The 22,852-nt window shown below is 49.9% G+C and carries 25 protein-coding genes and 1 other annotated feature; of the genes, 24 read left to right on the top strand and 1 reads right to left on the bottom strand.

The genetic code is table 11. The annotated features are described in order from the left end of the window. Window positions 1-264 precede the first annotated feature (264 nt). The 19 genes from spoIIGA (at window position 265) to I8J30_RS16260 (ending at window position 17,277) form a co-directional block, all read left to right on the top strand. A complete protein-coding gene (gene spoIIGA / locus I8J30_RS16170) occupies window positions 265-1,269 on the top strand; it encodes a sigma-E processing peptidase SpoIIGA (RefSeq protein ID WP_210659413.1) in 1,005 nt (334 codons plus the stop codon). Then, the gene (gene sigE / locus I8J30_RS16175; RefSeq protein ID WP_090638315.1) at window positions 1,248-1,970 is read left to right on the top strand and encodes an RNA polymerase sporulation sigma factor SigE; all 723 of its coding nucleotides are present in this window, start codon (window positions 1,248-1,250) and stop codon (window positions 1,968-1,970) included. Before spoIIGA ends, sigE begins: the two co-directional genes overlap by 22 nt. 201 nt (window positions 1,971-2,171) lie before the next feature. Next, on the top strand, window positions 2,172-3,176 hold the full coding sequence (locus I8J30_RS16180; RefSeq protein ID WP_210660018.1) for a methionine ABC transporter ATP-binding protein: 1,005 nt from the start codon (window positions 2,172-2,174) through the stop codon (window positions 3,174-3,176). Beyond that, on the top strand, window positions 3,173-3,856 hold the full coding sequence (locus I8J30_RS16185; protein ID WP_210659415.1) for a methionine ABC transporter permease: 684 nt from the start codon (window positions 3,173-3,175) through the stop codon (window positions 3,854-3,856). The genes I8J30_RS16180 and I8J30_RS16185 overlap by 4 nt, the downstream gene beginning before the upstream one ends. Window positions 3,857-3,899: 43 nt before the next feature. Further along, window positions 3,900-4,757, top strand: coding sequence for a MetQ/NlpA family ABC transporter substrate-binding protein (locus tag I8J30_RS16190; protein ID WP_210659417.1), 858 nt, complete (start codon window positions 3,900-3,902; stop codon window positions 4,755-4,757). Window positions 4,758-4,929: 172 nt separating this feature from the next. Continuing rightward, entirely contained in the window at window positions 4,930-5,346 is a 417-nt protein-coding gene (locus I8J30_RS16195; RefSeq protein WP_091219498.1) for a GntR family transcriptional regulator, read from the top strand. Beyond that, a complete protein-coding gene (locus tag I8J30_RS16200; protein WP_210659419.1) occupies window positions 5,343-6,032 on the top strand; it encodes an ABC transporter ATP-binding protein in 690 nt (229 codons plus the stop codon). The genes I8J30_RS16195 and I8J30_RS16200 overlap by 4 nt, the downstream gene beginning before the upstream one ends. Continuing rightward, window positions 6,029-6,871 carry a hypothetical protein gene (locus tag I8J30_RS16205; RefSeq protein ID WP_210659421.1) on the top strand — a complete coding sequence of 281 codons (843 nt, stop codon included), beginning with the start codon at window positions 6,029-6,031 and terminating at the stop codon, window positions 6,869-6,871. The genes I8J30_RS16200 and I8J30_RS16205 overlap by 4 nt, the downstream gene beginning before the upstream one ends. Window positions 6,872-6,886: 15 nt before the next feature. Beyond that, a complete protein-coding gene (locus I8J30_RS16210) occupies window positions 6,887-8,077 on the top strand; it encodes a hypothetical protein (RefSeq protein ID WP_210659423.1) in 1,191 nt (396 codons plus the stop codon). 156 nt (window positions 8,078-8,233) lie between these two features. Continuing rightward, the gene (gene sigG, locus I8J30_RS16215; RefSeq protein WP_090573745.1) at window positions 8,234-9,016 is read left to right on the top strand and encodes an RNA polymerase sporulation sigma factor SigG; all 783 of its coding nucleotides are present in this window, start codon (window positions 8,234-8,236) and stop codon (window positions 9,014-9,016) included. A 151-nt stretch (window positions 9,017-9,167) separates the two neighbouring features. Then, window positions 9,168-9,443, top strand: coding sequence for a YlmC/YmxH family sporulation protein (locus I8J30_RS16220; RefSeq protein WP_090979788.1), 276 nt, complete (start codon window positions 9,168-9,170; stop codon window positions 9,441-9,443). A gap of 98 nt (window positions 9,444-9,541) precedes the next feature. Then, window positions 9,542-10,390 carry a peptidoglycan editing factor PgeF gene (gene pgeF, locus I8J30_RS16225; protein WP_210659425.1) on the top strand — a complete coding sequence of 283 codons (849 nt, stop codon included), beginning with the start codon at window positions 9,542-9,544 and terminating at the stop codon, window positions 10,388-10,390. A 3-nt stretch (window positions 10,391-10,393) separates the two neighbouring features. After that, the gene (locus I8J30_RS16230) at window positions 10,394-11,119 is read left to right on the top strand and encodes a YggS family pyridoxal phosphate-dependent enzyme (protein ID WP_210659427.1); all 726 of its coding nucleotides are present in this window, start codon (window positions 10,394-10,396) and stop codon (window positions 11,117-11,119) included. 61 nt (window positions 11,120-11,180) lie between these two features. After that, complete coding sequence (locus tag I8J30_RS16235; protein ID WP_091219483.1) at window positions 11,181-11,627, top strand: cell division protein SepF; 447 nt, start codon at window positions 11,181-11,183, stop codon at window positions 11,625-11,627. 7 nt (window positions 11,628-11,634) lie between these two features. Then, window positions 11,635-11,898 carry a YggT family protein gene (locus tag I8J30_RS16240; RefSeq protein WP_091219480.1) on the top strand — a complete coding sequence of 88 codons (264 nt, stop codon included), beginning with the start codon at window positions 11,635-11,637 and terminating at the stop codon, window positions 11,896-11,898. Then, on the top strand, window positions 11,898-12,680 hold the full coding sequence (locus I8J30_RS16245; protein ID WP_210659429.1) for a YlmH family RNA-binding protein: 783 nt from the start codon (window positions 11,898-11,900) through the stop codon (window positions 12,678-12,680). Before I8J30_RS16240 ends, I8J30_RS16245 begins: the two co-directional genes overlap by 1 nt. A gap of 131 nt (window positions 12,681-12,811) precedes the next feature. Next, window positions 12,812-13,309 (top strand): DivIVA domain-containing protein, encoded by a 498-nt coding sequence (locus I8J30_RS16250; protein ID WP_091219472.1) that lies wholly within the window; start codon window positions 12,812-12,814, stop codon window positions 13,307-13,309. A 68-nt stretch (window positions 13,310-13,377) separates the two neighbouring features. Next, window positions 13,378-13,678: a binding site (T-box leader), on the top strand. Window positions 13,679-13,729: 51 nt separating this feature from the next. Further along, on the top strand, window positions 13,730-16,825 hold the full coding sequence (gene ileS, locus I8J30_RS16255) for an isoleucine--tRNA ligase (protein ID WP_210659430.1): 3,096 nt from the start codon (window positions 13,730-13,732) through the stop codon (window positions 16,823-16,825). Window positions 16,826-16,950: 125 nt separating this feature from the next. Further along, window positions 16,951-17,277 carry a DUF5665 domain-containing protein gene (locus I8J30_RS16260; protein ID WP_210659432.1) on the top strand — a complete coding sequence of 109 codons (327 nt, stop codon included), beginning with the start codon at window positions 16,951-16,953 and terminating at the stop codon, window positions 17,275-17,277. 10 nt (window positions 17,278-17,287) lie between these two features. Here I8J30_RS16260 and I8J30_RS16265 read toward each other — a convergent pair whose 3' ends face one another. Then, entirely contained in the window at window positions 17,288-18,004 is a 717-nt protein-coding gene (locus I8J30_RS16265) for a TraR/DksA C4-type zinc finger protein (RefSeq protein ID WP_210659434.1), read from the bottom strand. Window positions 18,005-18,181: 177 nt separating this feature from the next. On the opposite strand from I8J30_RS16265, the gene lspA reads away from it, so the two are divergent. The 5 genes from lspA to I8J30_RS16290 all read left to right on the top strand — a co-directional run bounded on the left by lspA (window position 18,182) and on the right by I8J30_RS16290 (window position 22,838). After that, the gene (lspA, locus tag I8J30_RS16270) at window positions 18,182-18,706 is read left to right on the top strand and encodes a signal peptidase II (protein WP_210659436.1); all 525 of its coding nucleotides are present in this window, start codon (window positions 18,182-18,184) and stop codon (window positions 18,704-18,706) included. Beyond that, on the top strand, window positions 18,678-19,622 hold the full coding sequence (locus I8J30_RS16275; RefSeq protein WP_420831233.1) for an RluA family pseudouridine synthase: 945 nt from the start codon (window positions 18,678-18,680) through the stop codon (window positions 19,620-19,622). The genes lspA and I8J30_RS16275 overlap by 29 nt, the downstream gene beginning before the upstream one ends. 110 nt (window positions 19,623-19,732) lie before the next feature. Continuing rightward, complete coding sequence (locus I8J30_RS16280; protein ID WP_210659441.1) at window positions 19,733-20,968, top strand: LL-diaminopimelate aminotransferase; 1,236 nt, start codon at window positions 19,733-19,735, stop codon at window positions 20,966-20,968. 416 nt (window positions 20,969-21,384) lie between these two features. After that, entirely contained in the window at window positions 21,385-21,918 is a 534-nt protein-coding gene (gene pyrR / locus I8J30_RS16285) for a bifunctional pyr operon transcriptional regulator/uracil phosphoribosyltransferase PyrR (RefSeq protein ID WP_210659443.1), read from the top strand. Window positions 21,919-21,935: 17 nt separating this feature from the next. After that, on the top strand, window positions 21,936-22,838 hold the full coding sequence (locus I8J30_RS16290; protein WP_210659445.1) for an aspartate carbamoyltransferase catalytic subunit: 903 nt from the start codon (window positions 21,936-21,938) through the stop codon (window positions 22,836-22,838). Window positions 22,839-22,852: the final 14 nt, after the last annotated feature.

Below are 22,852 nucleotides of genomic sequence, written 5' to 3' on the forward strand. Positions count from 1 at the left end.
TCACCGGAAAGCGGCTTTTTTGCTATTTTCGCTGCCGGAAATCGCTACTTATTAAGGCGTCATGGAGTGCAAACCATCCCTTTGCACTAACCGAACGCTGCAAAATTCGCGTTAACGGGTTGTGCGGCATCGACAAAAAAAGATCGCTCCTGACGGCATGTTTAGACAGACATTGTAATAGGATTTAACTATACTAGACACAAGCCGCAAATCCTCGCTAAGCTTTTACGAGGGAAACGGCGACCAGGGAAGTGCGGCAGGAAGGTGAATGCACTGGATGCAGTTTATCTCGACGTATTATTCATGGTCAACCTGCTCATAGACGGCTCGAATTTGCTGCTGACAGCTTGGGTGCGAAGTATACGTGCAAAGTGGTGGCGAGTTCTCCTCGCCGCAGGTGTTGGTAGCTTGTATGCCGTAATGATTGTGTTTCCGCCGTTGTCGTTCATGTTTACGATCGTCATCAAGATTGCGCTGTCTATCATCATGCTGCTCATAGCGTTCGGATTTGGAAGCGTTCAATATTTCGCTCGTCATGTAGGTGCGTTTTACGGCGTCAACTTTGCCGCCGCCGGTGCAGTAATTGGAGCCCATTACTTGTTCATGAACAGCTCCAATAAGCTTTGGCATACCGTCGCCACTGTAAATGGGAAATTATATTTCATGCTGAAGCCATCGATGCTCTTTGTCTTCAGTCTTATTGGCGTCGGCTATTATATCTACCGATCGGTGATGACACAGCGGAAAGAACGTGATTTGGTCACCAATCATCTCGCGGAGGTGAAGGTTCGAATCGAGGATAGGGAGCATAGCTGCACAGGGCTGATTGACACGGGAAATCAGCTGTACGAACCATTGACCCGAACGCCGGTCATGGTTATGGAAGCTGCCGTTTGGCAGGATGTGCTGCCTGCTTCATGGATTGCCCAAATTCGGGAATCGCAGGTCGATAAGCTCTTAGCGAGCATGACGGATGATACGCCCTTCATTTGGCGAGACCGGCTAAGACTAGTGCCATATCGTGGAGTAAATCGCGGCGCGCAGTTCATGCTGGCGATAAAACCGGATCTTGTCATCATCCATCGCGATGGTGAAGTCTATGAATCCAAGAAAGTGCTCATTGGTTTAGACGCCGGTAAACTCGTCGCTGACGGCACCTACCAGGCGATCATCCATCCGTCACTTCTTCAAAATCGAAGTGTCACGATCGATACAATACACAGTTCTTCGGGAAGGGATGGAACAGCATGCTCGTCAAATGGAAATTGATCCTGCAGTTATATTATTATCGCGTTTTGTTTTTATTCGGATTAAAGAGCGAGGAAATTTATTATATCGGCGGGAGCGAAGCGCTGCCACCCCCGCTCACACGTGAAGAAGAGGAATATTTGCTCGAAAAGCTGCCATCCGGGGACTCTGCGATCCGTGCAATGCTGATCGAGCGCAATCTTCGTTTAGTCGTGTACATTGCCAGAAAGTTTGAGAATACGGGCATTCATATTGAGGATTTGGTGTCCATCGGCGCAATCGGGCTCATTAAAGCGGTCAACACGTTTGATCCAGAGAAGAAAATCAAGCTCGCTACGTACGCATCTCGTTGTATCGAGAATGAAATATTAATGTATTTGCGCCGCAACAGCAAGACGCGGACAGAAGTATCGTTTGACGAACCGCTCAATATCGACTGGGATGGCAATGAGCTGCTCCTATCCGATGTGCTTGGAACAGAGAACGATACGATCTACCGTAATATTGAAGAGCAGGTAGACCGGAAGCTGCTTCACAAAGCGCTGGATAAGCTGACCGAACGCGAAAGGATTATTATGGAGCTGCGTTTTGGCCTTGCGGATGGGGAAGAGAAAACGCAGAAGGATGTCGCCGATTTACTCGGTATTTCGCAGTCCTATATCTCAAGGCTGGAGAAACGGATCATTAAACGGCTGCGCAAAGAGTTTAATAAAATGGTCTAATTGGTGAACAAAGCGGCCGCAATCCCCGTAGCAGCGGGGATTGCGGCCTTTTTGCGCCAAACTAGAAACTCATTCCAGTGACAAGGAAGGCAAAAATTGTTTATAATGCAATTTGTTCTTCAAGCTTGGCATCAGTTTGATAACGATGCAACAGGGTATTCTAGCGATAACGGCAACAATGGATGGCAGGAGGTTTTACAGCTGATTGAGCTCTTGGACATAAGCAAGTCATACCGTACAGGCAAGACGAAAGTGGACGCAATCACAAATATTAATCTTAGTATAAATAAAGGCGAGATATTCGGCATCATCGGTCATTCCGGAGCAGGTAAGAGCACATTGCTGCGCTGCGTGAATCTACTGGAGCGCCCTACTTCAGGGTCCGTGAAAGTTGGAAATGTAGAGTTAACGAAGCTCTCTACTACGCAATTGCAGCAGGAGCGTCGCCGGATCGGGATGATTTTTCAGCATTTTAATTTGCTCACTATGGCGACGGTTCGCGATAATATAGCTTTCCCGCTGGAATTGGCTAAGCAATCAAGGTCAGCGATCAAGCAGAGAGTGGACGAGCTATTGAAGCTGGTAGGTTTGGAGCAGCATGCAGATAAATATCCGGCCCAACTCTCCGGCGGGCAGAAGCAGCGTGTGGGTATTGCCAGAGCGCTTGCCAACAATCCGGATGTCCTTCTCTGTGACGAAGCGACTTCGGCGCTGGATCCGCAGACGACGAATGCGATTCTATCACTTCTGCTGGATATTAATGAGAAGCTCGGCATTACGATTCTTCTGATTACGCATGAGATGCATGTCATTCGTTCGATTTGCGATCGTGTTGCTGTCATAGACGGAGGAGAAATCGTAGAGATGGGCGATGTGCTGGATGTTTTCCTCAAACCCCAGCATGCCATCACGATGGATTTTGTCAGCCAAATTGCGGATTCCTTCGATCCGCGCGAGCTGATCGGTACGCGCAGCGGCCGTCTCGTGAAGATGAACTATGTCGGCGAAGTCACGTATGAGCCGCTATTGTTTAATGCAGTTAAATCCACTACGGTGGAATTTACGATTTTGCAAGGGACCGTTTCACGGATGAAGAACACACCGTACGGCCAGCTTGTGATCGAATTTATCGGCAATGACCGTGAGATTGACGAAGTGCTCGCGAGTCTGCGCGGTAAAGGGCTTGAAGTAGGTGAGCTGAAATGAATGTCTTGAAATCGAATAAGATCGATTGGCATCAGGTCCGCTGGGAGGAAGTTTGGAAAGCGACGAAGGATACGTTAACCATGCTTGGGGCGTCCTTACTGTTTACCATCATTCTTGGCTTGATTCTGGGGGTAGTGTTATTTCTGACGTCCAGACGGCAGCTGCTGGAACAACGCTTGGTTTACGCGGCACTGTCACTCGTTGTGAATATCCTTCGCTCCGTCCCTTTCGTTATCCTTATGATCATGATCATGCCGCTTACGAAAGCGATAACCGGTACAACGCTCGGCGTGCAGGGATCGATCCCGCCACTCGTCATTGCGGCTGCGCCATTCTTCGCCAGACTAGTGGAGACTTCGCTGCGCGAGGTTGACCGAGGCGTTATCGAAGCTGCGCAGTCGATGGGGGCATCGCGTATGGACATTGTTAGGCGTGTGCTGCTGCTTGAGGCTAGGCCGGGTTTACTGGCGGCTATTACAATAACGGCTGTCACACTCGTTTCCTATACAGCGATGTCAGGTGTAATCGGAGGCGGCGGTCTAGGTGACCTGGCACTGCGATACGGGTATCAGCGATTCCAGACCAGCGTCATGATTGTTACAGTCGCATGTCTTATTATTTTGGTTCAAATCCTGCAGATGGCCGGTGATTATCTGGTGCGCCGATTTAGCCGGAAGTAAGGTGAACAGCATAGAAAGCTTTATACAGATGGAGGAATGAAGAATGAAAAAGGTAAGTTTTGCTCTATTGCTTCTGGTGCTCGTCGTGGCGTTGTCCGCTTGCGGAGCGAAAAATAACGAAGCAAACAATTCGAACGCAGGCAATACGGCTGCAAATAATGGCAATAACGCTCCTCAAGAAGTAACGCTGAAGGTTGGCGCTACTCCTGTACCGCATGCTGAAATTCTCGAATTTATTAAGCCTGCCCTGAAAGAAAAAGGCATCAACCTAGAGGTTGTCGAGTTCAATGACTACGTACAGCCGAACACGCAATTGTACGAGAAGCAATTGGATGCCAACTTCTTCCAACATACGCCATACCTGGACCAATTCAATAAAGATAAAGGCTATGATCTGGTTAACGTAGCCGGTGTCCACATTGAGCCGTTCGGCGCTTATTCGAAGAAAGTGAAAAGCGTGGATGAACTGAAAGACGGCGCCAAGGTCGTGATTCCAAATGATCCGTCCAATGGCGGCCGTGCCCTGGCTTTGCTTGCAGCGAACAATGTCATTAAGCTGAAAGACGGCGTAGGCGTGGCAGGTACGGTTCATGATATTACGGAGAACCCGAAAAACCTGGAAATCACAGAAGTTGAAGCCGCAACGCTTCCGCGCGTTCTGGATGAAGTGGATCTGGCTCTCATCAACACGAACTATGCACTGGAAGCAGGTCTCGTTCCAACGAAGGATGCTCTCTTCATCGAAGGCAACGACTCGCCTTATGTGAATATTGTGGTTGCTCGTCCGGATAACAAAGATTCCGATGCGATCAAAGCATTAACCGAAGCGCTGCACTCCGCAGACGTGAAGAAATTCATCGAAGACAAATACGAAGGCGCGATTATTCCGGCTTTTGAATAAATCGCAAGTAATCAATCAAAGCACGGTCTCTCCCTCGCCAAATGGGGGCAGACAGTGCTTTTTATTTTACCGAAAACAAGACACTTGACACGGAAGTGTACTACGGGTATAGTACACGTATAAGGTGTATGAACTAAGTAGTACACACACTACTAAGACGGAGTTGGAGCTTATGCAAGCTGGCGAAGGCAGCGCGGAATTGAAGTTCAATAGCCGCGACCCTGTCTACCTCCAGGTAGTCAGGCACTTTAAGGAAGAGATCGCAACGGGGCGATTGGAGAAAGGACAGGTCATCCCGTCGCGCCGAGAAATAGCAGGTAAGCTGAAAATCAATCCGAATACTGCGCAGAAGGCTTACAAAGAAATGGAGGAACAGGGATTGATCGTTACGGAGGGGAATTCCCCAAGCCGCATTACAACGGACGAACAGATATTAAGCTTAATACGAAGCGAGCTCATTACAGATGCGGTCGATGCATTTGTGCAATCTATAGCTAAGATTCAAGTTCCTGTCGAGGAGCTGCTCGCCATCGTCAAGAGCAAAGTAGAAACAAACTATTCGCAAGCAGCAAAGGAGGAGCAGGCATGATTGAGTTTAAATCGGTCCGCAAGAAATACGGCCGCAGAAAAGTGCTTCAAGATGTATCGTTTACGGCGAAGAAAGGAAATATTACGTGCTTGATCGGCATTAACGGGGTAGGCAAATCAACCGTGCTTAAAGCCATTATGGGCCTTACGCCTATTGATGGGGGCAGCATCCAAGTTGACGGAATGCCGGTAGGCAAACATATTTACGAGCATGTCGCTTATGTTCCGGACAATATTACAATGCCTCCCAATATGACCGTCGGGGCAAGCATGCAGTTCATGAAAGATTTCTACGCCAGCTGGAACGAGGCGCGCGCAGAGGAATTGCTGGTCTTCTTCAAGCTGAAGCGGTCAGACCGGATTTCCGAGCTTTCCAAAGGAAATACGGCCAAGCTGAACCTGCTGCACGGACTTTCGCTGGATGTGGAATACGTGCTCATGGACGAACCATTCTCGGGCATCGATGCGTTCAGCAGGGAGCAGATCGCAGGCGTGTTTACGAGCAAGCTGGTGGAAGACAGAGGCGTTATCATTACGACGCATGAAATTAACGATATCGAGCATTTAATCGACGAGGTCGTGCTGCTTGACAACGGTTTCGTGATGAGACAATTCAATTGCGAAGATATGCGCATGCAGGAAGGCAAATCGGTAATGGACGTAATGAGAGAGGTGTACAACGGATGAATCGTTTTTTGAAGCTGCTTCATATGGAAGTTTCTCGTTTCTGGAAGCTGTATGTCACATTGTTTGTGATGACGCTGTTCATGCAAGGCGGCGGCATTCTGTACGAGAGCAATAAATACATGCAGGTCGTAAAAGATAAAATGGGGCCGACCACGTCAACGTTCGCAAAGTTTGCAGCCGAAAACGGCGTAGTGACTTTTTCCGATATGATGAGCAGAGCCAACTTATTCATACTTGCCCCGATCGCGCTTTGCATCGGCGGAATAGCGCTTTACGTGTTTCTGATTTGGTATAGGGAATGGATGGGCAAGAACATGTTTATTTATCGGTTGCTGATGCTGCCAACGGAAAGACGACATTTGTATTTGGCCAAGCTAAGCGCTATTCTGCTGTTCGTTTTCGGCTTAGTGGCTTTCCAACTGCTCATTCTGCCGCTGGAATCCGCATTGTTTACGTCGGTCATTGACCAAGAATTGAGAGGGGGCGCCGAAACGTTGACATCGATCATCCAAAATCACTCGTTTCTGCAAATTCTCGTTCCCCGTACCTTTACGGAATTTGTTTTGTACTATGGCAGCGGTGCTTTGTTCGTCATCATTCTGTTCACGGCGATCCTGCTGGAACGCAGCTACAGGTTGAAAGGTATCGCAGCCGGCGTAATCTACATCGGCGCTGCATGTCTGCTAATGATTGCGCCGATGCTCATCATGAATCGCGATATGAACGATTATTTATATCCGAACGAAATTTTTATTATCGAGTTCGCAATCGCCGTATTGATCGGCGCCATGTCCCTTGCAATCAGCTTCTTCTTAATGAATAAGAAGATATCGGTATAGGAGGTTTACTGCACAATGAAACGCTATTGGTTTTCCATCCTGCTAGTCATCTTTATTATTGCGAGCATTGGCACTTATTACGTGGCTGCAGCCACGCGGAGCTACCCGGACTTCAAACTGCTGACCGTTTCAGGTGACGACAATGAGGCGAAATCTCTTGTTCTGGAAGGCACGACAAAAGGATACGGTCCGCTGGTCGTAAGTTCGAAGGGGAGCACGTATCATCAAGAAGAGTCCTATTTCGAGCAGTTTTCGATCGCCAAACGGTATAGCTACAATCAGGAAATGGTTCAACTGTTTAAAGAGCATCATGGCTTTATGCGCGCAAAAAGAAGTTCGAACTCGTTCTACCAGGATGAGAAGACGCTCGCCTATGTTTCCTTTAATAGCGGTTACGTAGATCGGAATTCTAAGTTCAACGTTTCTACGCTCGATTTGAAAACAAACGACGAACGAAGCTTCGTTGCAGCCGTGCCTAACCATGAGCAATACAACTGGGCTTACGTGATGGACGTACAACAGGAAGGCCAGAAGCTATACGTCTTCACTATCAATTATAGAAAGACCAAAGGTAACGAACAGAGCTTCGGAGACCAGGAGATTCATAAGTATACGGTGGATTTAACCGCGAAGAGCACTGCCAAAGATGAGATCCTTTTCGCTGATAAGAAGCTGGATAATGGTCAATTCGTAAGATATACGCTGGAAAATTCAACGCCGTATAACGTTCCTAACGATCTGCTCGTGTTTAGACAGCAGACGGAGAAACACGTGAAAGACAAAGACGGAAACGATGTTACGCAAAGCACGAAGTCGGAGCTGTTCACGCTGAATTGGAAGACCGGAGAAACGACGGCTGTGCCTGCAATCGTTCCATCCATTTCCGACTATTGGGTAAACGCAACTGCGGATTCGATTATTCTGATCTTTAAGAAAGAGAAATCGGCCCTTGTGAAGCATTATGATCTGAAGACGCGCGAAATCAAGGAATTCGAAATCCCTGCCCAGACGGTATCAAGTTCGATGATCAATGGCGACCGGCTGTATCTGATGTCCAAGGAAGCCAATGCAATCGATGTTGTCATTGCCGACTTAAAGCAAAGCAAAGCCGTCTATACCGGCAAAATCGACATTAACGAGCAAGGCGAGAAGCGTACCGCGCTTCTTAAAGACCTGAACATTTACTCGCTGTATGTGACGAAATAAAAGGAATGCTCAAGCCTCCGGAATCATCCGGGGGCTTGTTTGCGTTTACATTGCAGGTCAGCTCTGAGAATGACTTTCTTCTTGCGCGAGGGGGGAATAAATTGGGGGGGCAAGGAGATACTGAACATTAATGTTTCTCCTTGGGAGGTAATCACGTTGACCCGAAACAAAGTCGAGATTTGTGGAGTGGATACCGCGAAACTGCCTGTCCTCACTAACGCGGAGATGCGGGAGCTATTTACCGCATTGCAAACGCAGAATGAGTGGGCAGCAAGAGAGAAATTAGTCAATGGCAACTTGAGGCTAGTGCTTAGTGTGATTCAACGGTTTAACAACCGCGGGGAATTCGTCGACGATCTCTTCCAAGTCGGCTGCATCGGCCTCATGAAAGCAATCGACAATTTCGATCTCAGTCAGAATGTTAAGTTTTCCACCTATGCGGTTCCGATGATTATCGGTGAAATCCGCCGTTATTTAAGGGACAATAACCCGATTCGCGTGTCGCGCTCATTGCGTGATATCGCGTATAAGGCACTGCAGGTAAGGGACAGCTTAACGAACAAAAACTCAAGGGAGCCGACGATTTTTGAAATTTCCGAGGCGCTGAACGTTCCGAAGGAGGATGTCGTTTTTGCGCTCGATGCCATTCAAGACCCGGTATCATTGTTCGAACCGATTTATCATGATGGGGGAGATCCCATCTATGTGATGGACCAAATCAGTGATGACAAAAACAAAGACGTGTCGTGGATTGAGGAGATCGCTCTTCGGGAAGCGATGCACAAACTAAATGAACGCGAAAAAATGATTCTGTCGATGCGTTTCTTCGAAGGGAAAACGCAAATGGAGGTAGCCGACGAAATCGGCATCTCACAGGCGCAAGTATCCCGGCTCGAGAAATCCGCGATTCAACAGATGCAGAAGCATGTTAAAACGTAACCTAACCAAAAGTGAAACGGCGCCCAGCGCCGTTTTTTTGCTTTATCACCGAGCAGCTATTATTACGGGCAAGCAGGACATTTTGCCCATTTGGCACATATAGTGATAATAAGGTGATGAGCAGTTCTTTCGGAAGCGTGGTGAACGGTTAATGAAAATTTCGGATTTTCAGACGAAGGATGTTATCAATATCGTTGATGGACGCAAGCTGGGGCAGGTTAGTGACTTGGAGCTGGATTTGCGGCAGGGACGCATTGATTCCATCGTTGTACCGAACTATTCCCGTTTCTTCGGCTTGTTCGGCGGTGGCACAGACGTGGTGATCCCTTGGCGAAATATTGTGAAGATCGGCACCGATGTCGTACTCGTACGGATTGATGATGCGAAGGTGTACAAGACGGAGGAAGACGATGTGCAGGTTCGATAAGCGCACCGCTCTGTCGTTTAATAGGAGCCTTGCGAGCGGAAGGCTGCTCGCAAGGAGGCTGCCAAGCGTGGTACACTGGGAGTTGAGGTGATGGAAGCATGGAACCGTTTAAACTTGTTGATGCAGCGAAGAGCCCTTCGCTTTTTTTATTGCCGCAATGGATAGAGCGGTTTGACGGGCTGACCGTCGGATTCTCCGGAAGGGAAGGCGGCGTAAGCGGCGCGCCTTGGCAATCGCTGAATTGCGGCCTCCATGTAGGGGACGCACCGGATGATGTTGTACGCAATCGCGGCCTGCTCGCGGAGACGCTAGGCTGGCCATTTGAAGCTTGGACCTGTGCGGAGCAGGTGCACGGCAATCACGTCCATATTGTAGAAGCGGGTGATCGCGGCAAGGGCAGAGCGAGCCGTGATTCTTCGATTGCAGACGCCGACGCACTTGTGACCGATCAGAAGAATATATTGCTGACTTCCTTCTACGCGGATTGTGTGCCGCTGTATTTCTTCGATCCCGTTCGTGAAGTCATTGCGCTTGCTCATGCCGGCTGGAAAGGGACCGTACTGGAAATAGCCAGGTTGACCGTTGAACGAATGGTTTCGACCTTCGGCTGCGATGCCGCGTCCATCCAAGCGGCAATTGGTCCTTCCATCGGGATGTGCTGCTACGAAGTAAACGATGTCGTGCTGGATCGCGTACTGCCGCTCATCGCTGACCTGAATGCGAATCCTGCAGACATGGTGGAGCCGACCAGCGAAGGAAAAGCTCGGATAAACTTGAAAGAATTGAACCGACAGATTATGATAAAAGCAGGAATTTTGCCGAGTCGTATCGAATGTTCAGAGTGGTGCACCGGTTGTGCGACGAATCTGTTCTTCTCTCACCGAGTGGAAGGCGGATCGACAGGCCGAATGGTGAGTTGGATCGGCATGAAAGAAGGAGACAAGTAAGGCGTGACGACTTTATCACAGCGTATTGAAGATGTAGAACGGCGGTTGGCGGAAGCATGCGCAAGAAGCGGCCGTCGGCGTTCGGAGATCGAACTGATTGCAGTAACGAAGTACGTGGGCGTACCGCAGACGCAAGCGGTCCTGCAGCAAGGTCTCGTTCATATGGGGGAGAACCGCTGGCAGGATGCCGCAGAGAAGTGGAACGCGATCACGGGCAGCCGGTGGGATGCAAGCTTAGACCATGCGCCGTCCGGACAAGCTGTATGGCACTTCATTGGGTCACTGCAAACGAATAAGGTTAAAGAAGTCATAGGGAAATTTACATACATTCATTCCTTGGATCGTCTTTCATTAGCGGAGGCAATCGAGCGTAAGGCCGCGCAGCTCGATATCAAGGTGCCTTGCTTTATTCAGGTCAATGTATCCGGAGAAGACAGCAAGCATGGCCTTCAGCCTGAAGAACTGATCCCTTTCGCCAAGCAGTTAGTGGCCTTTCCTCATATCGAGCCGGTTGGGCTGATGACGATGGCGCCGCTTGACGGCGAAGCCGAGCAATCCCGACCCGTATTTCGCGGGTTAAGACAGCTTCGTGATGAACTGAATCGAAGCGCTGTATTGAGCAAGCAGGTCGACGGTTTGTCGATGGGCATGTCGGGGGATTTCGAGGTTGCTGTAGAAGAAGGCGCAACATGGTTAAGATTAGGCACGGTACTGGTTGGTCACAGCTAAGGATGCGTTTCAGCAAGCGAAGACCTGGAATGCAAATTAATAGGGAAAGAGGGCGACGGGCATGATGAACAAATTTATGAGTTTTCTCGGCCTGCAAGAGGAAGAGGAAGTCGTAGAGCGTGAACGAATTGACAATCATGACGAACAAGATAATGAAACTTCTCCCTTTGAGCAACGTAAACAACCTGCAAAGGGAAATAATATCGTCAGTATTCATTCGCAGAAGAATGTGCGCGTTATTCTGAACGAACCCCGTTCGTACGAAGAAGCACAGGATATTGCGGACCATTTGCGCTCGCGTCGTTCAGTCGTTGTGAACCTGCAGCGCGTTCGTTCGGATCAAGCCGTGAGAATCGTTGATTTTCTCAGCGGTACGATTTATGCGTTGAACGGCGGCATTTCAAAGCTTGGTCCTAATATTTTTCTTTGCACGCCTGACTCGGTTGAAATTCAAGGCGCAATAACGGAAATGCTGGCAGATGAGCAAGATTACAAAAAAATGAGGTGACCTTGAGTTGGACGTGGCAAATTTAATCTTAACCCTATCACAGATTTATCAGTATATGATCATTGCTTACGTGCTGTTGTCATGGCTGCCGAGCCTGCGTGAGAGCTTTATCGGCGAATTGCTGGGTAAATTGGTTGAGCCGTATTTGGCTCCATTCCGCAGATTTATCCCGAATATCGGCGGAGTGATTGATATCTCCCCGATCGTTGCCCTGTTTGCACTTCGTTTCGTGGCCTTGGGACTGATTTCGGTCATCGAGATGTTTATCTAATGAAAAATGAAATTTATGTCCATTTCCATCCGGATGAGCGGCCCTTCGTGGACCGCGCCTCGGAATGGATAGAACGAGCAGCATTCGGTCACGAAGTGAAAGTGACCGATTTTCTCGATCCAAGACAGGCCGATATCGTAGCGTCGCTGGTGAATCGGCGTGCGGATGTTGGTCTTCGCTTTGTAGGCGGCTATGAAGGCGCTGAGCGCAGAAGGGCTATCATAGCACCCGATTACCGCGATCTTGAAAGTGAGCCCGAGGGGATTGCCTTAATCGAAGTGACCGGCGGTACGCAAGGTCATTTGGAGCTGGATCATGGGGATTACCTAGGCGCACTTCTGGGTCTGGGCATCAAGCGTGATCGCATCGGTGATCTTCATGTCCATGAGGATAGCTGCCATTGTTTAGTCGTATCGGAAATTGCAGATTATATTAATATTCATTTGCGACAAGTCCACCGTGTTCATGTCCTAACGGACATCCTTCCTCTTCATCAGCTGCGGCCGGCGGTTTCCGCAATGGAGGAGATGAATTTGTCGGTGGCTTCTTTGCGTCTTGACGGTATTGCCAGCGATGTACATCGCATCAGCCGTACCAAGATCGTGGATCCCATCAGAGCCGGAAGATGCCGCGTCAATTGGAAAGTAGAAGAGGATCCTTCCACGCCATTAAAGGAAGGCGACGTCGTTTCGATGCAGGGGCTTGGCCGTTTCAAAGTACTTGTTGTAGAGGGGATTACGAAAAAAGGCAGAGTTCGGGTCAAAATCGGCAAATTTATCTAATCGTTTGCAGGAAAATGGCTCCATCTGTCGAAATTAGAAGTAAACTCAGGAAGGATACGGCTTAAGGCGCTAGTCCCAGACGGGGATGGCCTAAGCTTGATCCCCTTCGACTACAATCAGGAGGTGCGCCAATGCCGCTTACGCCATTGGACATACATAACAAGGAATTTGGCAGACGACTTCGCGGGTACGATGAAGATGAAGTAAATGAATTTCTGGATCAAGTCATTAAAGACTATGAGGCGCTCATTCGCGAGAACAAGGAAATTCAGAATCAAGCACTATCCTTGCAGGAGAAGCTGAATCATTTCTCCAACATTGAAGAAACGCTGAGCAAAACAATCATTGTGGCGCAGGAAGCGGCTGATGAAGTGAGAAGCAATGCGAAGAAAGAAGCGCAGCTGATCGTCAAAGAAGCCGAGAAGAATGCTGACCGCATCATTAATGAGTCGCTTAGCAAATCCCGTAAAGTGGCACTAGAGGTGGAGGAGCTGCGTAAACAAGCTTCGATCTATCGCGCCAGATTCCGGACGCTCGTGGAAGCACAGCTTGAGCTGCTGAGCCACGACAGCTGGGACACATTGGATGGTCCGGCCAGCTTAACAAGCGAAATCGTTCGCGGCGTGTAATTATTTGTTGCGATCGGTTTGACAATTGTTTAGGAATCGCGTATAAATGGTAATAATCAATCTATACGATCAGTTCGTTGACGAGAACGAGTACGTTTCTGTAAGCACTCCAGAGAGCCGGTAATTGCTGAAAGCCGGTGTGTGAACAGTTGCGGAATATCCTCTCCGAGAAGTACTGCCTAACCTTATGGCTGCCATAAGCAGTAAGCAGTTCCGGAAGTCCACCGTTATTGGGAACTCGGATGCATGCATCCGTGACGAAGGTGCCAAGCATAGCGGCGCGTCCATTCTCCGGTAGAGAACGGTGATGAAGAACGCAGCTGTACTTGGAACAAGGGTGGTATCGCGAGCTATAGTCTCGTCCCTTTACAGGGGCGGGGCTTTTTTTATTTTCCAGGAGAACGAAAGGGGTATGAGCATATGCAACGCGTCGATGTCAAAGAGAAAGCAAGAAGTCGGGACTCTAGAGTGCTGGCCAAGTGGAGAGAAGAAGAGACGTTCAAGCAGTCGATCACAAACCGGGAAGGCAAGCCGAATTTTGTTTTCTATGAAGGACCGCCGACCGCGAACGGAGCTCCGCATATCGGTCACGTGCTGGGACGCGTAATCAAAGACTTCATCTGCCGCTACAAGACGATGGATGGCTATCGCGTCGTTCGTAAAGCAGGCTGGGACACGCATGGATTGCCGGTTGAGCTTGGCGTTGAGAAGCAGCTTGGCATCTCCGGTAAACAGGAAATCGAGAAATACGGCGTAGAAGCCTTCATCACGAAGTGCAAAAACAGCGTATTCGAATATGAGCGTCAATGGCGTGAATTGACTGAAGCGATCGGCTATTGGACCAACATGGACGATCCGTACATCACGCTGAACAACAACTACATCGAGAGTGTTTGGAATATTTTATCGACGATCCATGGCAAAGGACTGCTGTACCGCGGTCACCGCGTTAGCCCTTATTGCCCATGCTGCCAAACCACACTAAGCTCGCATGAGGTTGCGCAAGGGTATGAGGATGTTAAGGACCTTAGTGCTACTGTGAAATTCAAGCTTGCAGACTCCGATGAGTACGTGCTGGCTTGGACGACAACACCTTGGACACTGCCGGCGAACGTTGCGCTTGCCGTTAATCCGAATTTGGATTACGCGCGCGTGCTGAAGGACGGTCAAGTTTATTTCGTCGCTGAAGCGCTTGTCGAGAGCGTAATGAAAGGCGACTTCGTTATCCAATCGACTGTAAAAGGTGCCGAGCTGGTCGGCAAGAAATACGAGCCGCCATTCAAATACGCACAAATCGAGAATGGCCACTTCGTCATCCCGGGCGACTTCGTCAGCGATACGAGCGGTACAGGTATCGTCCACATTGCTCCTGCACATGGTGAAGACGACTACAAGGCAGCTCGCCAGAACGGCGTCAGCTTCTTGAACGTGGTCGACAATGCGGGGCGTTATATCGATGTTGTTACGGATCTGGCCGGTCGTTTCGTGAAAGAATGCGATGTCGACATTGTCAAAATGTTAAGCGAACGCGGCTTGCTCTTCTCCAAAGAGCGTTATGAGCACAGCTATCCGTTCTGCTGGCGCTGCAAAACGCCGCTGATCTATTATGCGACAGACAGCTGGTTTATCGAAACGACTGCGGTGAAGGATCAGTTGATCGCGAACAACGCAGGCGTGGAATGGTACCCGGGCCACATCCGTGAAGGGCGTTTCGGTAAATTCCTCGAGGACTTGGTGGATTGGAATATCAGCCGTAACCGCTATTGGGGAACACCGCTTAATGTGTGGATTTGCGATAGCTGCGGCGGACAGCATTCGCCGGGCAGCAGAGCGGACCTGGTTGCGCGTTCCACAACGCCAATCTCGGAAGACATTGAGCTTCATAAGCCGTACGTAGATGAAGTGAAGCTGCACTGCCCGCACTGCGAAGGCGGTATCATGACGCGGACTTCCGAAGTCGTCGACGTTTGGTTCGACAGCGGTTCGATGCCATTCGCGCAATACCATCAGCCGTTTGAGAAGCAAGAAATCTTCGCTGAGCAATATCCGGCGGACATCATCTGCGAAGGCATTGACCAAACGCGCGGCTGGTTCTTCAGCTTGCTGGCTGTATCTACGCTGTATAACGGTAAAGCACCGTACAAGGCGGTTATTTCCACCGGCCATATTCTGGATGAGAACGGACAGAAGATGTCCAAATCCAAAGGGAATGTTATCGACCCTTGGGAAATCATCAACGAATATGGTACGGACGCATTCCGCTGGGCGCTGCTCGCTGACAGCGCGCCGTGGAACAGCAAACGCTTCTCGCGTGGCATTGTAGGCGAAGCTAAATCCAAAGTGATCGATACGATCGTCAATACGCATGCTTTCTTCGCGCTTTATGCATCGATCGACGGTTATGATCCTGCCGCGCAACCGGCTCGCGTATCCGCGAATAAGCTGGATCGCTGGATTGTTTCCCGCTTGAACAGCTTAACTGCGCAAGTGAACAAGAGCCTATCTGTCTATGACTTCCTCAATGCTGCGAAAGGCATTGAAACCTTTGTCGATGAAATGAGCAATTGGTACATCCGCCGTTCCCGCGACCGTTTCTGGGGCAGCGGTCTGACCGATGACAAGCTGGATGCGTATGGCACATTGCGTACGGTCCTGCTTACGATTTCTCGTCTCATCGCACCGTTTGCGCCACTTGTAGCCGAAGATGTGTATACGAATCTCGGAGATGGCAGCAGCGTGCATCTGGCGGATTACCCGAAAGCCGATGAAGCGGCAATCGATGAAACGCTGGAGCGCGATATGGAAACAGCGAGACAAATCGTTGAGCTGGCCCGGAATGTCCGCAATGAAACGGGCATCAAAACACGTCAGCCGCTATCGGAGCTTATCGTAGCGCTTGACAACGAATTTGACCTAACCCCTTATGAAGCGATCATCAAGGATGAAATTAATGTGAAGTCGATCACGATTGCGAGCGGCGACACCGGCTTCGTTGACTTTGCGTTTAAGCTGAATCTCAAGGTAGCCGGCAAAAAGTACGGTAAACATGTCGGACCGATCCAAGGTTACTTGAAGTCGCTGACTCCGGAGCAAACGAGCGGGATAATGAAAGCAGGCGTGCTCACATTCGCGTCACCGGACGGCGAGTCGCTGGAGATCGCTCTGGATGAGCTGCTTGTGGAGAAGCAAGCTAAATCCGGTTTTGCTTCGGCATCGGGCTACAACTTAACGGTTGCCATCAATACCGATATCACGCCTGAGCTGGAGCAGGAAGGTTTGGTTCGGGAAGTGATCCGCGCTGTACAGGATACCCGTAAGAAGCTTGATCTTCCGATCGAGATGCGCGTTCATCTCGTACTGGATGTCGATGCGGAGCTGCTTGCGGCACTGCAAGCCTTCGAGTCGGTGCTGTTCGAAAGCGTTCTGCTGCGCAGCGTGGAGTATGGCAGCCAAGCGGATATGGAACGTGTTTCTCTCGGAGACAAAGAGATTGGAATTTCGGTCGTAAGGGTATAGTAACCTCATAGCAGCAAACAACACGAACGCCCATGAAGACGAACGGCGAGCGGCATATTTGCCGCTTCCGAACTGCTTCATGGGCGTCGCTCTTGTTTGCTTTAAGCCCTGGGGAGGGATCCTTCATGACAGATGAGAATAAAGATTTAATCGGTGTAAGGCACGCACTGGATGCACTGGAGAAACGGCTGCAGAAGGTAGCTTCCGAGATGGAACGTTCGCAAATCGCCGATTATGTGCAGCTCCTCAATCGCCCGTACTCGCTGATGTGGCGCAATTTGCTTGGCGGCACAGCGCGAGGCGTCGGAATCGCAATCGGTTTTACGTTCTTTGCGGCTACGATTCTCTATGTGCTGCAGCTGCTGGGGGCGCTCAATTTGCCGATTATCGGTGATTATATTGCAGACATTGTCCGCATCGTACAGCATCAGCTGGAAGGGAAGACTTATTAACGGTTAGGCGCTACTGCTCCTCGAGCATATGATCGCCTTCCTCATGCTCCATATAGTTATAATATTCCCGATTGCGGACTACACTGACATGTTTGCCCGTAATGTCAGTTGCCAAGAAGCTTTCGAGCGGCTCCACATAGCCGTCAGCTTCGTCAGCTTCGATGCCGATTTCATCGTAAGAGCGAACATTGGCATTCTCGGACATGGCCGGTGAGTCGGAGTTGCCCCAGCTTTCAACAATCTGCCAGGCATCTTCGCCATCAAAGCCGTTGTATCCATCTTCGTGCTCATCCATGCTCGAGCGGCCGAATCCGGGCGCAAGGAATTGTTCTTCCACCGGACGGTGCTCCGAAATGTCTTGTCTGGGTGAATGCGCAACACAGTACAGCGAATCAGGCAGTGCTTGCAGCCTTTCGAGCGGGATATTACTTCCGCATGTACGACAGGTGCCATAGCTGCCATCTTCCATAGCGGTTAATGCAGCATCGATGCGGCTAAGATGAAATTCCTCTTGTTCATGGAGCGCGAGGTCTTTGCCGCGCTCATACGTCTCTGTAGCAGCATCCGCGGGATGGTTATCATACGATGACAAATCGCCGGATTCATCCTTTAGGGATGCGGAGAATCCATAATGCTCGCTGCTCGCAAGCCGCTGCTCAATTGCAGCTTTCTCCACGACAAGGCGACTGCGTAAATTTCGTAGCTGGGTGTTCGTAAGGTTCGTCATGATGAGTGCCCTCTCTTCACATTGGCATGATGGCATACTTTCTGTCGTTAGTTTCCCAACTAAGGCGCTGTTTTAGAGGCGGGTATTCATGGATGAATTGGCAAAGGCATACGGAAATTGTCCTAGTCTGTATGAGCCCTCCTATGCTACAATGTTGAGGACAAGGGGGCATATGCGATGAAATATTATTACTATTGGCTGGCGGTTGTTGTATTCGTAATTGACTATTTTACCAAACAATGGGTTGAGAAAAGTCTTACGATCGGTGAAACTAAGCATGTGCTCGGCGATTTCTTTATTCTGACATCCATTCGAAATAAAGGTGCCGCGTTTGGAATTCTGCAAGAGCAGCGTTATCTGTTTATTTTGATTACGCTCGTTGTTGTAGGAGGCATCGTTTGGTATATGATGAAGAACCGCAACTCCGGTAAAGCCTTGCTTCTTGGAGGTCTTGGTCTCGTACTTGGCGGCGCGCTCGGTAATTTCCTGGAGCGTGCACTCTATGGCGAGGTTGTTGATTTTCTGCAGTTTACGTTTGGCAGCTATGTGTTCCCGATATTCAACATTGCCGATACCGGTATCTGTGTCGGTGTAGGTATGATTTTGCTGGATGCGATTCTGACATCCAAGAGAGAGAACGGAGATTCAAAATCAAATGGACAAGAAGAACCTAATGGACAAGGGCACCAGTTTATTCAATGATGAGCCCATGAGTTTTACCGCGATTGAAGCGGATGCCGGTGAACGGCTTGATAAATTTGTAACCGAAAGCATTGAAGAAGGCTCGGTCTCCCGCACGATGGTGCAGGATTGGATCAAACTCGGCGCCGTGCTGGTCAATGAGCGTCAAGTGAAGGCGAATTACAAACTAGCCGTGGCCGATGTGGTCACGGTTATTATTCCTGAACCGGAAGAAGCCGTCATTGAGCCGCAGAACATTCCGCTTGATGTGGTCTACGAAGACAGCGATGTTATTGTGATCAACAAACCGCGCGGCATGGTCGTTCACCCTGCGCCCGGCCATTACTCAGGTACCGTCGTGAATGCGCTTATGTACCACTGCAAAGATCTTTCAGGAATCAACGGCGTGCTTCGCCCCGGCATTGTGCACCGGATCGATAAGGATACTTCCGGCCTGATCATGGCCGCGAAGAACGATCTGGCGCATGCTTCGCTGGCTGCACAGCTTAAAGCTCATACGGTGACCAGAAAATACCTTGCCCTCGTGCACGGGACGATGCCGCATGAGCATGGAACGGTTGATGCCCCGATCGGGAGAGATCCTCAGGATCGGAAGGTGTTCATCGTTACACAGCGCGGCAGTAAAGAAGCCGTTACGCATTTCCAAGTGGCGGAGCGTCTTGGCGATTTCACGTTGCTCGAGCTGAAGCTGGAGACGGGACGGACGCACCAGATCCGCGTGCATATGAAATACATCGGACACCCGCTCGCAGGCGATCCGATCTATGGACGGAATAAGACGATTGGTCTTAAAGGTCAGGCGCTGCACGCGGCGGTTCTTGGTTTCGATCATCCTCGCACGGGGGAATACTTGGAGTTTTCGGCGCCGATTCCGCCTGATATGGAACATGAGCTGATGATTTTGCGTCAGCGCTAGTTGTGTAATAGTACAAACTTTTCACTAATTTCTTTATGTGGTTCAAGGCTTACGTTGCGCTATGATGATAACAAACTGTAAGCAGTGACAATGAAAGGTGAGATGGATCGATGACTCAAATCAATCACAACTATACGCAGCTGCAAGGGAGCTACCTGTTCTCCGAAATCGCAAAGCGCCGTACTACATTTATTCAAAACAATCCAAATGCCCAAATTATCAGCCTCGGAATCGGCGACGTGACACGTGGTCTGCCGGATGCGGTAACGAAAGCGATGCACGCTGCAGTTGATGAGCTGGCTAATCCGGGTTCATTCCGCGGCTATGGTCCGGAGCAGGGGTACGACTTCCTCATTAACGATATCATCAACAATGACTATAAAGCGCGCGGCATCGACATCGCGACGAACGAGGTTTTCGTCAGCGACGGTTCCAAGTGCGATGTAGGTAACATTCAAGAGATCTTCAGCCAAGACGCTGTTATCGCGGTTCAAGATCCGGTATACCCTGTATACGTGGACACGAACGTTATGGCGGGCCGTTCCGGCAAGTTCAACAAAGAAACGAACCAATACGAGAACATCGTCTATCTGAAATGCGACGCGTCGAACAACTTCACGCCAAGCCTGCCGGAGCGCAAAGTGGACTTGATCTACTTGTGCTACCCGAACAATCCGACAGGGATGACACTGTCGAAGGAAGAGCTGAAGCGCTGGGTTGACTTCGCAAAAGCGAACGACTGCATCATCTTGTATGATTCGGCTTACGAGGCATTCATTCAAGAAGCTGACGTTCCGCGCAGCATCTATGAAATTGAAGGCGCCAAAGAAGTAGCGATCGAATTCCGCAGCTTCTCGAAGACAGCCGGTTTCACGGGTGTTCGTTGTGCCTATACCGTTGTTCCGCGCGAGCTGAAAGCGAAAGACGCAGACGGCAACGTATTGCTCGTTAACGATCTGTGGAATCGCCGCCATACAACGAAGTTCAACGGCGTTTCTTATGTGACACAACGCGGTGCCGCTGCCATCTACACGCCGGAAGGCAAAGAGCAAATCGGCGCGATCATTGACTACTACATGACGAATGCGGGCATTATCCGCGAAGGTCTGGCATCGCTTGGTCTTGAAGTGTTCGGCGGCGTTAACGCGCCTTACATCTGGCTTAAGACTCCGAAAGGTCTTGACTCATGGGCGTTCTTCGATAAGCTCCTGTCGGAAGCGAATATCGTAGGTACGCCGGGTGTGGGCTTCGGTCAAAGCGGTCAAGGTTACTTCCGCTTGACAGCATTTGGCAGCCGCGAGAATACGGAGAAAGCCGTAGAGCGGATTACTAAGCTTAGTCTGTAACAAAGAAACTTACGCAGGCGTCCTCGGACGATGCGTAAGTTTTTTCTTTATAGAGAAGTATACATACGATCGCATATTAATCCGAATACGGAGCAAAAGAACCTTGACAGCTTTTGTCGAACGTGGGATAATTCTTTTGATAAACAATATGTACCTTTAACTCAGTCCAGAGAGGCTGGCAAGGTAACGTGAATCGTTTATTCGCTTCTTATAGCAGGACAACTTCCCACTCGCGCTGCGTGCGCAAGTGGAGCTTGTCTAACGGCTTAGATGCGAAATTAATGAACGTGAAACTCCTTGCGCACCCGCAAGGAGTTTTTTTTGTGAAAAACGATGAATGGGTTGCATGTACTCGACCGAATATGCAGCATGCAACGAACGATGTTTGCATGGACTCAAGGAGGCGGAAGAAGCGCATGGATGAGCAGCATCGAATCATTATGGATGAGACGGCAATACGCCGCGCTCTGACTCGAATTGCCCATGAAATTGTCGAAAAGAACAAAGGAATCGACAATTGTGTACTCGTTGGCATTCGAACACGCGGCATCTACTTGGCACAACGTATCGCAGAACGGATTCACGAAATTGAAGGACTTCCGGTCGAAGTGCAAGAGCTCGATATCACCTTATACCGCGATGACCGCGAAGCAGGCAGCTCAGGCGCCGCGCAAGGGAATGCGACTTCGGTGAGCATGAAGAACAAACGAGTTATCTTATTCGATGATGTGCTCTATACAGGCAGAACCATCCGGGCAGCCATGGACGCGTTGATGGACTGCGGCAGACCGCAATCGATACAGCTAGCCGTGCTGGTAGACCGAGGCCATCGCGAGCTGCCGATCAGACCGGATTATGTAGGGAAGAACGTACCGACCTCTAAACAGGAGCAAATCGAGGTTTTTCTCCAGGAAGTCGACGAGAACGATCAAGTGACGATTATCCATTAAGGGGGTAGGCTTTCATCATGACGACCGCAACATTAGTCAAGCAGCGAAGCTTGCTGGGACTTAAGGAACTAAGTAAGGAAGAAATCAGCTCCATCTTGGACCGCGCCGCTTATTGGGAGGCAAGCTCGAACAAAGTCGAGCCGGTTCAGCAAGGTAAGTTTGTAGCGAATATGTTTTTTGAGAACAGCACAAGAACGAGATTTTCCTTCGAGGTTGCCGAGAAACGACTCGGTACCGAAGTGCTAAACTTCTCCGCCGCGGTCTCAAGCGTACAGAAGGGCGAATCGATTTACGATACGGTGCGCACGCTTGAATCCATGGGAATCGATGCGGGCGTTATCCGCCTTAAGCCGATCGGCGTGCTCGCCGAGCTGGCACAGAAAATTAAAGTGCCTTTAATCAACGCAGGCGATGGAAATAACGAGCATCCGACACAGGCGCTGCTCGACCTATATACAATGCGTAAACAGTTCGGCGAGCTCAAAGGATTAACGGTATCGATTATCGGAGATGTCCAGCATAGCCGGGTTGCACGCTCCAATTTGTACGCACTGCAGAAGTTCGGGGTCAACGTCCGCTTCTGCGCGCCTGAGACGATGAAGGCAGCAGAGCTTGATGTCCCTTACGTATCGATGGCAGAAGCGCTTCGCTCCGATGTCGTTATGATGCTGAGGGTTCAGCTGGAACGTCACGAAAGCGGCATTCTAAGTTCAGCGGAATCATACCGGGAGCAATTCGGTTTGACGGAAGAAAGAGCGGCGACATTAGCGCCGCACACCATCATCATGCACCCTGCACCCATTAATCGCGACGTTGAAATCGATGATGCGCTCGTTGAACATCCGCAATCACGCATTTTCCCGCAAATGGCCAATGGCGTTCCGATACGGATGGCGGTCATCGAACGAGCACTAGCCTAACTAACAGTGGAAGC

The sequence above is a fragment of the Paenibacillus lignilyticus genome, from assembly GCF_017942085.1.
Lineage (GTDB): Bacteria > Bacillota > Bacilli > Paenibacillales > Paenibacillaceae > Paenibacillus_Z > Paenibacillus_Z lignilyticus.

Coding starts and splice junctions, on each gene's coding strand:
- ileS (WP_210659430.1), top strand. CDS start 13,730: ATGCAACGCGTCGATGTCAAAGAGAAAGCAAGAAGTCGGGACTCTAGA.
- sigE (WP_090638315.1), top strand. CDS start 1,248: ATGCTCGTCAAATGGAAATTGATCCTGCAGTTATATTATTATCGCGTT.
- I8J30_RS16210 (WP_210659423.1), top strand. CDS start 6,887: ATGAAACGCTATTGGTTTTCCATCCTGCTAGTCATCTTTATTATTGCG.
- I8J30_RS16235 (WP_091219483.1), top strand. CDS start 11,181: ATGATGAACAAATTTATGAGTTTTCTCGGCCTGCAAGAGGAAGAGGAA.
- I8J30_RS16185 (WP_210659415.1), top strand. CDS start 3,173: ATGAATGTCTTGAAATCGAATAAGATCGATTGGCATCAGGTCCGCTGG.
- pgeF (WP_210659425.1), top strand. CDS start 9,542: ATGGAACCGTTTAAACTTGTTGATGCAGCGAAGAGCCCTTCGCTTTTT.
- I8J30_RS16260 (WP_210659432.1), top strand. CDS start 16,951: ATGACAGATGAGAATAAAGATTTAATCGGTGTAAGGCACGCACTGGAT.
- I8J30_RS16200 (WP_210659419.1), top strand. CDS start 5,343: ATGATTGAGTTTAAATCGGTCCGCAAGAAATACGGCCGCAGAAAAGTG.
- I8J30_RS16190 (WP_210659417.1), top strand. CDS start 3,900: ATGAAAAAGGTAAGTTTTGCTCTATTGCTTCTGGTGCTCGTCGTGGCG.
- I8J30_RS16265 (WP_210659434.1), bottom strand. CDS start 18,004: ATGACGAACCTTACGAACACCCAGCTACGAAATTTACGCAGTCGCCTT.
- I8J30_RS16245 (WP_210659429.1), top strand. CDS start 11,898: ATGAAAAATGAAATTTATGTCCATTTCCATCCGGATGAGCGGCCCTTC.
- I8J30_RS16280 (WP_210659441.1), top strand. CDS start 19,733: ATGACTCAAATCAATCACAACTATACGCAGCTGCAAGGGAGCTACCTG.
- I8J30_RS16195 (WP_091219498.1), top strand. CDS start 4,930: ATGCAAGCTGGCGAAGGCAGCGCGGAATTGAAGTTCAATAGCCGCGAC.
- pyrR (WP_210659443.1), top strand. CDS start 21,385: ATGGATGAGCAGCATCGAATCATTATGGATGAGACGGCAATACGCCGC.
- lspA (WP_210659436.1), top strand. CDS start 18,182: ATGAAATATTATTACTATTGGCTGGCGGTTGTTGTATTCGTAATTGAC.
- I8J30_RS16290 (WP_210659445.1), top strand. CDS start 21,936: ATGACGACCGCAACATTAGTCAAGCAGCGAAGCTTGCTGGGACTTAAG.
- I8J30_RS16220 (WP_090979788.1), top strand. CDS start 9,168: ATGAAAATTTCGGATTTTCAGACGAAGGATGTTATCAATATCGTTGAT.
- I8J30_RS16250 (WP_091219472.1), top strand. CDS start 12,812: ATGCCGCTTACGCCATTGGACATACATAACAAGGAATTTGGCAGACGA.
- I8J30_RS16275 (WP_420831233.1), top strand. CDS start 18,678: ATGGACAAGGGCACCAGTTTATTCAATGATGAGCCCATGAGTTTTACC.
- I8J30_RS16205 (WP_210659421.1), top strand. CDS start 6,029: ATGAATCGTTTTTTGAAGCTGCTTCATATGGAAGTTTCTCGTTTCTGG.